This is a genomic window from Streptomyces misionensis (assembly GCF_900104815.1).
Lineage (GTDB): Bacteria > Actinomycetota > Actinomycetes > Streptomycetales > Streptomycetaceae > Streptomyces > Streptomyces misionensis.
Genome location: NZ_FNTD01000004.1, coordinates 52,870 through 65,276, shown reverse-complemented (window position 1 = coordinate 65,276; position 12,407 = coordinate 52,870). Strand labels below are relative to the sequence as shown.

The 12,407-nt window shown below is 71.8% G+C and carries 6 protein-coding genes; 1 reads left to right on the top strand and 5 read right to left on the bottom strand.

All coding sequences use genetic code 11. The features are described from left to right. Window positions 1-140: 140 nt before the first annotated feature. On the top strand, window positions 141-3,494 hold the full coding sequence (locus BLW85_RS01560) for a GH92 family glycosyl hydrolase (protein WP_244174785.1): 3,354 nt from the start codon (window positions 141-143) through the stop codon (window positions 3,492-3,494). A gap of 123 nt (window positions 3,495-3,617) precedes the next feature. Here the strand turns inward: BLW85_RS01560 and BLW85_RS01555 are convergent, their stop codons facing one another. The 5 genes from BLW85_RS01555 to BLW85_RS01535 form a co-directional block, all read right to left on the bottom strand. Beyond that, a complete protein-coding gene (locus BLW85_RS01555; protein WP_074990167.1) occupies window positions 3,618-4,154 on the bottom strand; it encodes a cysteine hydrolase family protein in 537 nt (178 codons plus the stop codon). A gap of 288 nt (window positions 4,155-4,442) precedes the next feature. Further along, a complete protein-coding gene (locus tag BLW85_RS01550; RefSeq protein WP_208624807.1) occupies window positions 4,443-6,278 on the bottom strand; it encodes an FUSC family protein in 1,836 nt (611 codons plus the stop codon). 227 nt (window positions 6,279-6,505) lie between these two features. Continuing rightward, entirely contained in the window at window positions 6,506-11,065 is a 4,560-nt protein-coding gene (locus tag BLW85_RS01545; RefSeq protein ID WP_079172212.1) for a caspase, EACC1-associated type, read from the bottom strand. 3 nt (window positions 11,066-11,068) lie between these two features. Beyond that, entirely contained in the window at window positions 11,069-11,557 is a 489-nt protein-coding gene (locus tag BLW85_RS01540; protein WP_074990165.1) for an effector-associated constant component EACC1, read from the bottom strand. Window positions 11,558-11,797: 240 nt separating this feature from the next. After that, entirely contained in the window at window positions 11,798-12,175 is a 378-nt protein-coding gene (locus BLW85_RS01535; RefSeq protein WP_070029921.1) for a nuclear transport factor 2 family protein, read from the bottom strand. Window positions 12,176-12,407: the final 232 nt, after the last annotated feature.

The window sequence follows — 12,407 nt, the reverse complement described above, 5'->3', positions numbered from 1 at the left end:
ACCGAGGCCCTCACCTACGCCCTGCCCTTCGGCACATCAGCACCTGTGCGAAGCACGAAACGCTGCGGAGGCAACCGATGGTCCGACCCCGACGTTCAGCTGCGCCACGTAACCGAAAGAGATTCCGCCAACGCCTGGCCGTGATCTCCGTCCTGGGACTCGCGGCATTGCCGCTCCCGGCGATCGGGGGCGCGTACGCCGCGAGTGCCGCGCCGCCGGCCCTGGTGAAAGATCCCGCGTCCCTCGTCAACCCGCTGATCGGCACCTCCGGAGAGGTGGACACCTTCCCGGGCCCCGACATGCCGGCCGGCATGGTGCAGTGGGGTCCGGACACGACGCCCGACCGGCCCTCGGGCGGTGGCTACGAGTACGACGACAAGAAGATCTCGGGCTTCAGCCTCACCCATGTCTCGGGGCCCGGCTGCGGCGTCGCGGGTGACCTGCCCGTCCTTCCGGTGACCGGCACGCTCTCCGGCAACCTCGGCAGCACGTCCGTGGGCTTCAGCCACGCCGACGAGCGGACCGGCATCGGGTCGTACGAGGTCACCGACGCGAACGGCGTCACGACCCGGCTGACCGACACCACCCGCGCCGGCCTGGGCTCCTTCACCTTTCCGGCGGGGACCGGTCGGGCGAACCTGCTGTTCAAGCTCAGCGGTGGCGCCACCCAGGTGGACGGGACCCGCGTGCAGGTGGTGAACAAGAAGGAGATCAGGGGCTCCGTCGACAGCGGCCACTTCTGCGGCGCGAAGAACCGGTACACCCTGCACTTCGACATCAAGTTCGACCAGCCGTTCACCGGCAGCGGTACCTGGGTCGGCGGCACCATCAACCCCGACGCCACTTCGCTGAAGGCGGGCGAGGTCAGGCAGAACGCGCAGCCGCACCCGTCGAAGCGGCTGAAGGAACCGCACTTCACCGTGCCCGCGGCCCCCTCCCCGACCGTGCACGGCAGCGCCGGCACGTCCTCCGGCACGCCGACCCCGGCCCCGAGTACCGGCGCCACGTCCTCGCCGTCGGCCACGGGCAAGGCCGCCCAGCCGCCCACCACGGGTGCGAACGGGATGTACCTGACCTTCGACACCTCCTCGAACCCCACGGTGAAGGCGAAGGTCGGCATCTCGTACACCAGTGACGCGGGCGCGGCGGACAACCTCACCACCGAGATCAGGAACTGGAACCTCGACGCGGTGGAGCGAGCGAACCACGACGCCTGGAACGCGGTGCTGAACAAGATCCGGATCGGCGGCGGCACCAAGGACCAGCAGGTGCAGTTCTACACGGCGCTCTACCACGCGCTCCTGCACCCCAACGTCTTCTCCGACGACAACGGCCAGTACATGGGCATGGACAACCAGGTCCACAAGCTGGCGAAGGGACAGAAGGCCCAGTACGCCAACTACTCGGGCTGGGACACCTACCGCTCCCAGACCCAGCTGATGGCGATGACCGAGCCCAAGGTCACCAGCGACGTCGTCACCTCGATGCTCAACGGTTACGACCAGACGGGCCTGCTCCCCAAGTGGGCCTCCAACAACGGCGAGAGCTACGTCATGGTCGGCGACCCGGCGGCCGGCATCATCGCCGACGCGTACGCCTTCGGCGCCCGGGGCTTCGACACGGACAAGGCGCTCGCCGCCCTCCAGCACGAGGCCACCGTCCCGAACAACGACCGCCCCGGCGAGTCGGTGCGGGACGCCAAGGGCTACCTCCCGCTGGACGAGAACGACTACGGGTGCTGCAACTTCTACGGCCCGGTCTCCACCCAGCTGGAGTACGACTCCGCCGACTACGCCCTCGCCGCCTTCGCCAAGTCGCTGGGGAAGAACGCCGTTTACCAGAAGTTCGCCACCCGCGCCCAGGACTGGATGAACGTCTTCAACCCGCAGACCGGGTACATGCAGGCGAAGGACAAGGACGGCCGGTTCGCGGGCGGGTTCACCCCGGGCACCTCCAACGGCTTCGTCGAGGGCACGTCGGCCCAGTACACGCCGATGGTCCCGTTCAACCTGAAGCAGCTCATCCAGGCGCGCGGCGGTGACCGGGCGTACTCGTCCTACCTGGACAGCCTGCTCGACAACATCACCGACCCCGGCAACACCGACGCCAACCTGAGCAACGAACCCAGTGTGGAGATCCCCTGGGAGTACGACTACACGCGTCAGCCGTGGAAGACCCAGCAGGCCGTCCGCGCCGCCCAGCGCAGCCTGTACTTCAACGCCCCCGTCGGCTCGTTCGGCAACGACGACCTCGGCGCGATGAGCTCCTGGTACGTCTGGTCCGAGCTGGGCATGTACCCGGAGACCCCGGGCACGGACACCCTCGTACTCGGCAGCCCGGCCTTCCCGGTGGCGCAGGTGAGGCCCGCCGGCGGCCGGACGGTGCGGATCAACGCGCCGCAGGCGGCGCCCGACGCGCCGTACGTGCAGTCCCTCGACGTCAAGGGCAAGGAGTGGAACACCTCCTGGCTGACGTACGGGCAGTTCAAGGGCGCGGGCACCCTGGACTTCACCCTCGGCACCCAGCCGGACAAGTCCTGGGCCTCCGACCCGTCGGCGGTGCCGCCGTCCGACACCACGGGCGGGGACCGCGTCCTGGCCGCGGCCGGTCCGGCCGGCGACGGCCTGGTGCTCCAGCCGGGCGCGTCCGGTGACGGCACGCTCGGCCTCACCAACCTCGGCGGCAAGGACGTCACCGTCGACTGGCAGGCGACGGCACCATCGGGTGTCACGCTCGCCCCGGCGTCCGGCTCGCTGAAGGTGCCCGCCTCGGGCAGCGCCGAGGCGAAGATCCACGTCACGGCGGGCACGGACGAGGGGACGTTCCCCGTCGCCTTCGCGCTGAGGGACCACGGCACCGGTACGGCACTGAACGGCGCGGCCCTCCGGGTCGCCGTGGCCAAGCCCGGGAAACTGTGGCCGTACGACACCAACGAGGGCATCTACCCCGACGGCGCGACCTTCTCGGGCGGCTTCGACAACGGCGGCTGGGCGTTCTCGCAGAACGCGCTGTCGGCGGCCGGTGTCACGAGCGGCTCCACCCTCACGGTCGACGGCGTCTCCTACACCTGGCCGGCGGTGGCGTCCGGACAGCTGGACAACGTGGAGATGGCCGGCCAGACCATCCCGATGCCGGCCGGTACGTCGGGAGCGTCACTGGGTCTGCTGGGTACGGCGACCGACGCGCCGACCGACGGCCGCGGGGTCTCGGGCACGCTGACCGTCACCTACACCGACGGCACCACCGCCAAGACGGTGGTCGGCTTCTCGGACTGGACGCTCAACGGCGGTTCCACGAAGCCGATGGCGGGCGACACCACGGCCGTCACGACCGGTTACCGGAACACCGGCAAGGGCGGCCGGGACAGCGTGAAGACCTATGTCTTCGCCACGAAGATCCCGCTCGACGCGGCCAAGCAGGTGGCCTCGATCACCCTGCCGGTGACGGGCTCGTCGGGCACCGACCACCTGTTCGCCTACGGCTTCGGCCGGTGAGACCCGGAGGGCACTGACGACGGCGGGCCGGCCCCGGCGGCACGAGCCGCGGGGGCCGGCCACCCGGCCCGTGCCGCCGCGGCGTACGCACGCGTGAAGCCCCGTCCGCCGCCATTGCCGTGCTCACCTCCACAGGTCCTGGCTCGTGCACACGCGCGCGCCCATGTTCCGCTCCATCATCCGCAGTGCGGCGCGAGCGAGGTCCTCGTGGATGTGCGCCACGGCATCCTCGGGGACGATCACGTCGAAGTGACGGATATGGGCGTCGAGAGCCGAGTAGAGCACGCACTGCTCGGTCACCTGCCCGGTGAGTACCAGCCGGTGGATGTCCTGCTGTCGCAGGAGGTACTCCAGCGGGGTCTCGAAGAAGACGGAGTGGCGGGCCTTCACGACGAAGAGGGAGTCTCTGTCGGGCTTCAAGGGCTTCACCAGATCGCTGTGCGGCCCGCTCAAGGCCTGATCGAGCAACTCTCCGTGATGTGACCGCCACTGCCCGAAGTTGTCGTTCACGTAGATCACCGGCGCCGAGCGATCCCGGGCGTGCTCCAGAAGGTCCGCCACGACCGGTACGACGGTCCGGGCCGATGGCAGCAGCAGGTCGGCGTCCTTGTGGTCATACGTGTTGATCATGTCGATGACCAGCAGTGCGGTGTTCTCCATCCCCACCGTGTTCCCACATTTTTGCGGTTGCGCATCGGTCGGCGGTGCCCCGCGGCGGTCGCCCGAAAGGCCGTGGCGCTGCTCGGGCCGGGCGCGCCGGGTGACCCGCTCCTCGGGCTCCTCCGAGAGCCGGACGGATCGAGGCCGCTGCCCGTCCGGGCGGACGTACGGTGTCCCCGCGACTACCGGCTCACACCTTGCCCGCGCGGCAAGCCGGGCCAGCCGGTCGCGTAGGCAGTCGTGCTCCGGCCCTGGCTGTGCAATGTCCGGGAGCGGTCGGCGGTCCGGTCAGCCCGCGGCGGTCGGCAACGGTACCTCGCCCTCCTGGAACCCCAGCTCGTCCAGGGCATGTTGCAGTTGTCCGACATGCCGGGGGGTGAGTCGGCCCATGTCGTCGAGGTGGACGGCGCAGGCCGTGGTGGTGTCGACGAGTCGTTCCAGGAGATCCGCGACCGCGTCCGTGCCCGAGGTGTGCCGGGCGAGGGCGGGCAGTTCGGCGGCGGCGAGCGCGATGGCGGTACGGGCCTCGGCGAGGGTGCGGTAGGCCTCCCGGCGCAGCGCCCACCGTTCGGCGCGGTCGTCGTACTCGCCGAGGACGTGCACCAGATAGGCATGCGCGGCGCTCCCGGCCGCCGCGAGCCGTGCCCGTACCCTGCCGCCGCGCTTCCCCGGCATCGGCAGATGTCCGACGACGAGCACGAGCGCGCAGGCCAGCAAGGTCTCGGCGATCCGGCTGACACAGGCCTGCGGCTCGCCGCCGGCCATGACCAGGGCGAGAACGAGGACGGTGACGACGGTGGTCTGCGCGGCGAAGTGCCGGGCGGCGACGGGAACGAGCGCGCCGCACACCGCGACCAGTGCGATCAACCCGGCGGGCCGGGGCAGCAGCGCGGCCGGCGCCGCGAACACCAGGGCGCCCAGCACGGTCCCGGCGGCCCGGCACAGCACTCGGGAAGCCAGCGGCCCGAGGTCCGGCTTGACGAGGAAGGCGACGGTGGCGGGCAGCCAGTACCAGTGCCGGCCGTCCCAGTGGGTGTGGTGCAGCGCCTGGGCGATGGCGGTGCCGGCCCCGAAGCAGACGCAGACCCGCAATCCGTACTCGCGGCCACCGGCGCCGATCGCGGCGCCCCATGCCTTCCTCGCACTCCGCCGGCGCCCCACCAGGGCCCGGTCGGCGCCGTCACCCCGGTCGAAGGCCTCGGCCGCGCGCAACAGGGCCTCGTCGAGGGCGCGCAGGGCGGCGTCCGACCGGTTCGGGGCCGGCAGCGGGCCGGGGCCGGTGTTGCCGCGGACGGCGGCGGCGAGCCGCCGGGGCCCTTCCGCGGCCCGCGCCGAGACCGGCTTGCCCGACCAGAACAGGGCGGTGGCGGCCTCGGCGAGGGGCAGCGCGGCCGCGAACTGCGCGTGCAGCCGGCGTTCGGTGGCGGAGCCGGCGTACCGGCGCAGCCGGGGCCCGGCGAGGGCGTCCTGGGCATGGTCGAGGGCGGCGGTGAGCGAGGCCCGCCGCGCGGCGGCCCGTTCACCGCCCACGGCGTCGAGGAGCGCGGCGACGGCGTCGTACACCTCGGCGACCGCCGCCCGCTCCCCGTCGAACCGGAAGTCCCCCGTGAACGAACCGGGTGTGGGCAGGGCGAGCCGCAGTACGAGCAGCCAGCCGGCCCCGGCGAGGAAGGCGAGCGCCCGCTGCCAGCCGCTCTCGGCCGCCGGCATCCCGGCGCCGATGGCGGCGCCGACGAGCAACTGCGTGCCCGCGGCCGACGCGATGGCCCCGACCGCGCTGATGCCTCCGGCGACCAGCCCGAGCAGGGTGAGCACCAGCGTCAGCGGTACGGCGGCCAGTCCCCGCCCCGCATACGTCCCCGCGAGCAGCCCGAGCGCCCCCGCGAGCGCGGGCACCCCGAGCCGCTTGACGGAGGCCCGGCGGCTGCCGGGCCGGTCGTTGGTGCCGGCGAGCATCGCGGCGATGGCGGCGAGCACACCGCGGGCGGTGTGCCCCGTGCCGACGCCGGCGAGCAGCAGCGGCCCGGCGGCGAGCGCTCCTCGGGTCACCGCACTCCAGGGCACGGGACCGCGCTGGGCGCGCAGGGCATGGACGAGCCAGAGGGGTGCGGCGGGCCGGGACACGGAGCTCCTGTCGTACGCGGGCGGGTTGCGCGTTGCCTTCGGACGACAGTGGCCGGGTGCGCTACGCGCCCACGGTAGAAGGCGTTTCCGGTGGGAACGCGGCGATCACGTTTCAGGCACGTGAAAGGTGTCCGTTGCGGCCGGTGTCCTTGAGATCGGCAAGCAGCCAGAACACGGAGCAACCGGGCATCGTGCGAATAACGGCCGGGGTCGGATCACGTTCGGGCTTAGCCGCAGGAGGCGCGGTGTGCCAGATGCGGGAACAAGGTGTTCCACTGGCTCTCGGGAACGCTCAGTGGATTGGCGCGGCACAGCGCTTTGTAGACGTGGTCGCTGTCGAGGTCCAGCAGGAACGTCCATGGGTCGCCGTCGAGTTCGGCCACGACCGCCATCTGGGAGTTCCGCCCCGGAAGAACCCGCATGTCGGACACGCCCGCCAGGCTGGTCTGAGCGGGACTGCGCCATCGTCCGTCCGGTTCGGTGTCCCAGATGCGGTACTCATCGAGCGGCCCCAGGCCGTCGCGCGTCATGCCGGTCACGACGTGCCGTTCGTCCGGGGTCACCTTGATGGAAACGACGGTGTGGTCGAGCCGGAGGGTCTCCTGGCGTTCGGGGTGTCCAACGTCGCTGATGTCCCAGAAGCGCACCGATCCGTCCGCTAGGAGGGTGGCCAGCCGACCGCCGGTGACGGGGTAGTACCCCTGCGTAGAGCCGTGCAGTGCGCCCCCCTTCACGGGCCGGTCGGGATTGCTCAAGTCCCACAGTCGCAGGGTCTTCGCATGGCTTTTCACGATCAGTGTGTGCGACTCGGGCAGGTAGGCGAATCCCGCTCCGTCGGCGCCGCCCGGCACCGTGGCGGCCTGGCGTGGGTTCGCGGGATCGGCGAGGTTCCACAGACGGAAATCGCGGGAGGACCCCTTGGCCTCCGTCGTGACGAGGATCCGGTCGTCGAGGAACCATGGCTGGAAGCGCCCCGCATCGGTTGAGGCGTTGACCACGGAACGCCGGACCGGCCTCTGCACGTCGCTCAGATCCCACAGCTCGAGGCGGTGGGTGCCCGCCGTGCCGATGGCGAACAGCTTCCCGTCAGAACTCACGGCCGTCACCACGTCGTCCGCGGTGAGCTCGATGTCCGTACCGTGGCCGGAGCGAGCGCCGGCACTGTCGATGCTCCAGAACCGGAACGCGTGCTTCTTGGTCCTGCTGTCGAACGAGTGGGCCATCAGCACGGAAGGCTTCTTCCTGTCGGGCAGGAAGTACTGCGCCCGCCACGGTTCGGGAACCGTGAGGACCGGTCGGGGCCGCGTGGCCGCGTCGACGTCCCACACCCGATTCGTGAACGTGTACTCCTCCCCGTCCTTGTCCTCCCTGCCGAGAAGGTAGCGGCCGTCGGGGCTGACCGCCTCGGTACGGAAGTCCATGGCGATGTCGGCGTCGGAGAGTTCACCGGGGAGCGCCGGCGCCGGGGGTCGCTCCGGCCACATCCGCACCGAGCCCCCGATGTCCCCTGCCGCGATGTACGCGCCGTCGGGACTGTAGGCGACAGCCTGGACGGGCTCGCCCGCGGGTCGCTCGATGCGTTCCCCCAAGCTGTCGTCGTAGAGCGAGGACTCCGCCCCCACCTTGCGTACCAGCATCCTCGGGTTGTTGTCGTCGTTGTCGGCCCCGACGAGGACGTCGCCGTCCTTACGGAAAGCGAGCGAGGGAATGCCGTGGTCCGAGCCGACCACGCCCCATTCGCCCGAAGGGGGAGACGACTCCTTCGGTTCGAGCCGACGCAGCCGTCCGCCGTCCTCGATCCGCCACCAGACGATCCTGCCACCCGCTCCCGTGGCCACGGCCAGGTCCCTGCGCGGATGCGCCGCGACGGCCATGACGGTGTCCGCCGCGGCGGTGTCGCGCAGCGCCGGGACGGCGGGATCGTGCACGTCCCACAGTTTGACCGCGGCGTGGCCCGAGTCGTTGCCGTGGCCGGTGAGCAGGTGCCGCCCGTCGCGGGTGAACGCCACCGAGAGGAGGTCCCTTCCGGCCGACATCTCGTGGCGCAGCCGGGGGCCGCCGGCTCCGGTCATGTCCCACAGTCGCAGCCGGTCGTCTGCGGAGCCGCTTGCCAGGGTCCTGCCGTCGGGGCTGAAGGCGAGGGAGCGCGCCGTTCCTCCGGCCGTGCGGCGCTCCGCGACCTTCCGGGGACTTCGGGGGTCGGTGGTGTCCCACACCAGGAGACGGTCCTGTGTCTGCACGGCGAGCAGGCGGCTGCCCGGCTGGAAGGCGAGAACGGCGGTGGTGCCCGGCGTGAGGCCGGCACCCTGGAGAGGGACGGTGGGGCGTGTGATGTCCCAGAGCTGGACCTGCCCGCCGCGTTGGCTGGTGGCCAGGACGTCACCGTCGGACCGGTAGGCGACGTCGAGTACGGGCTGCTCGACGCCGTTCTTGAGGTCGATGGGCACGATGGCGATGTACGAGGAGTAGAGGGCGGACCTGGTGACGGGGGTCCGTGCGGTGCGGTAGGCGGCCAGGCTCAGCCGCAGGGCCGTCTGCGGGTCCTGCTTCCTCATCTCGTCCGCCTGCCTCGCCACCTGCTCCGCGATCAGCCTGGTCTCCCGCGCTTCGGCGCTGCCCTGGGCCCGGCGCGCGAGCACGGCCAGGGTCGTTGCCAGCAGGGCCAGGGTGACGACGATGGCGATGCCTGTGCGGATCACCTTTTTGCGGCGGCGCTCGGCGTGCTCGCCGGCCGCGATGAAGTCCCGCTCCACCGAGCGCAGCCCGAGCGTGTGCCCCTCGTCCTCCAGCACGGACCTCGCGCCGGCGAGGTGGCTTCCCGCGTACAGGCCGCTTGCCGGCCTGCCGGCTTCGGCCCAGGCGTCGGCGGCCTGAGCGAGCCTGCGGCGCACCAGGAGGGCGTCGAGGTCGGCGTTGATCCAGTTCCGCAGCCGCGGCCAGCCGTGGAGGAGGGAGTCGTGGCAGAGCTGGGCCGCTCCGTCGCCCACGATGACGAGGCGGGCGTCGGCCAGCCGTCCGAGGAGGTCGTCGGCGCCCCGCAGTTCCTCCAGGGGCACGCGGCGCCGTACCGCTCGGCCCTCGGTGTCGACCAGGTGCACCATCCGGAGCAGGAGTTCGCGCAGGCGCTCGCGGCCGTCGTCGTCCAGGGCGTTGTGGATGTCCTCCGCGGTCTTCGCCACGGAGCTGCGGATGCCGCCGGACGCCTGGTAGCCGGAGAAGGTGAGTTCGGCGCCGCGCCGGCGGTGCCAGGTCTCCTGGAGGGCGTGGGCGAGGAAGGGCAGGGCGATGGCGTCACCGGTGCCCACGCGTTCCTGTGCCAGTTCCCGCAGCAGCAGTTCCGGCAGGCCGTCCTCCCAGCACAGACCCGCGCTCCGGGCGGGTTGTTCGATGGCGGCGCGCAGCTCGTCGTCGTTCATCACCGGTACGGCGAACTGGCCGCTGCCGACTATCCGGGCGAGCCCGGGGTCGCGTAGGCACTGGCCGAGGTAGTCGGCGCGCAGTCCCAGGACCACCCGCGGGCCCGTGCCGTCCCCCGGGCCGGTGAGGGCGCGGGTGAACAACCGGCGTTCCTCGGTGTCCCGGCAGTGGGTGAAGATCTCCTCCAACTGGTCGATCACCAGCACGCGCGGTGCCGAACGGTGGTCGGCCGGTGCGGTGAACCGTCCGGCGCCCAGGTCGCCTTCCACCTCGCCGGAAGGCCGGCCGACGGCTCGCGCCCAGGCCGCCGTGAGGGTACGGAAGGGCAGCGCTCCCGGGCCGGGCACGAGGAGCACCGGTTTGAGGTCCGTGCTGTCGAGCGCGGCACCGAGGCCGGCCCGCAGCAGCGACGACTTGCCCACACCCGAGGGGCCGACGAGCACGACGGGTTCTCCTGGGCTCGTCGTGGTGACCCGCTCGAGCAGGCGCCGGGTCAGTTCCTCCCGGCCGTGGAAGAGGTGATGCTGCTCGGGCAGGAACGGCCGCATGCCGGGGTAGGGGCAGGGACCGTCGTGCAGCGGCGGGGACAGTCCCTGGTCCGGAGGGAGGGGCAGGGTGTAGCGCGGGTTGGCGGCCAGGACCAGGTCGCCGAGTCGTCCGACGCTGCCGGCGTGCGGCCGGGCGGGCGAGTCCTCGAACCGGCGGTCGAGGTGGCGGTGGACGTCGGCCAGGGTGAACCAGCGCGGCCCGCCGCTCTCGCCCTCCCGTAACAGCCGCAGCAGTTCGCCTCCGAAGAGGGTGTACTCCTCCCCTTCGGGGGCGAAGGAGGCCGCGTAGTGGGTGGCTGAGGCGAGCAGGAAGCTGCCGTGCGGCCGTACGCACAGGTAGGGGTCCTCGCGTCGTCCGCCGCCGGCGGCTTCGGCGAGTCCCGAGAAGCAGCAGTCGAGGATCACGACCGGGCGCACCGGGGCGTCGGCGAGGCGGTTCTCGATCTCGGCGTAGGGGACGGCGTGCACGGTGTTGTCGTGGGAGGGCGTCGAGGTCGTGGCCAGGTACAGCTTGCCCCCCGGGCCCAGGAGCCCGTGGCCGACGAAGCAGAAGACGAGGACTCCGCCCTGTGCCTCGGAGATGGCCTGTTCCAGCGGGCCGAGGATGTCGGCGGCAGACGGCGGGTCGGTGATCAGACACACCTGGTCGACGGCCATCCCGCAGGCCGAGGTGAGGGTGTCCGCCAGTGCCTGGGCCGTCCGCGGCGCGCTCGGCAGGTCGGCGAGCAGCGCCTGCTCGACGTGCCGACCGGTGCCGACCACCAGGGCCCGGCAGTCGTCGCCCAACAGGCCGCGTGCGTCTCCTCGGTTCGCCGTCGCCACCGGTCAGGCTCTTTCCCCGCCGTCTCCCGCCGGCTGCACCGGCCTGTGCGTGTTCACCTCCACGGGAGCGGCGCCGGCTCCCGGCGCACCGCGCTCGGCGCCGCCGTCCGCGGTCCGTCCGGACCCGTCGATCGCCGCCGCGACGCGCTGGGCCAGGTCACCGGTGGCCTCCGCGGTCAGTCCGCGCACCTTGGTGGAGGAGACGGTGATCTGCGTCTGGTCGGGCAGGGTGATGGTGACGGTCTGGTCGCCGTGCCGGTTCTGCAGCCAGGCCACGACGGCCGCCGCCAGGGCGGCGGTGAGGCCGCCGGGTGCCAGCAGCAGCGTCAGCAGTTCTCCGGACGCGCCCATGGTCCCGGGCGTCGGCGCGGCCGCCGACTGCCGTACGAGGCGCCCGCGCAGCTCCGGTTGGCGCTGCAACCACCTGTGCAGCTCGCTCGTGGCCGCGACCCGCCCGCCGTCCGGACCAGCCGAGAAGAGAGTGACCTTCACTGGGCCTCCGTGACGACAACGACTGCGGAGCCAGCCGACCCTATCAACGGCGACGCCACGCGATAACGCGCAATTCGGCCAAGGGCCGGCGGCGGACAGGCCCGGACTGGCCGACTCCCACCACCGCAGTCACTCCGCGCAAACCCAGGCACTGCCACGCCGACTGTGCCGGCGCCACACCAACGCCCGCCTCCCCGACGTACTTTCGGCCCGAGGCAGGGGCAGCGACGGAAGGACGACTCAGGAGGTGGACGGCTCGATCTCCCCCGCGAAGACGATGACCTGGTCGATGAGGCTCCGTCGCAGATGGACGACGTCCGTTCCCGCCAGCCGGGGGCCGCCGTCCGGCGTGGTGAACACCCACTGGTACCGGGCCCATTCGTCAGGCATGTCCACCGCCGAGCAGCGCACCATCGTGCCCGTCCCCGCCGGGTGGCGCCGGATGTCCAGCACGAACCGCTCGACCGCCGCGATCCCTTCGACGCGGCCCAACGGTCCCCAGAACACCACGTCCGAGGTCAGGGCCTGGGAGAGCAGGGCAGTCACATAGCTGTCGTCCGAGGCGTTGAACGCGGAGATGAACGTGTCGATCGCGGAGCGTGCGGTCTCTTCCTGCATGCCCCAGTAATACCAGCCGTTTCGCGTGCGCTCGTCCCACGAGCCGCACGGAGTCGGTTCCGGCAGCTCCCATCGGGCATCGGTCAGGTCGCTCGGGTACGACCGCTGCGTGCGAGGCATGTCGGCCGGAGCGGCCGGTCCGGCTGGGCAGGCCGCCGCTCGGGGCGGCCTGCCGGGGTCGGCGGCGCGAAGGGCGGTGATCTGGTTCGCATGGGTGCGCGCGAATCCGGGT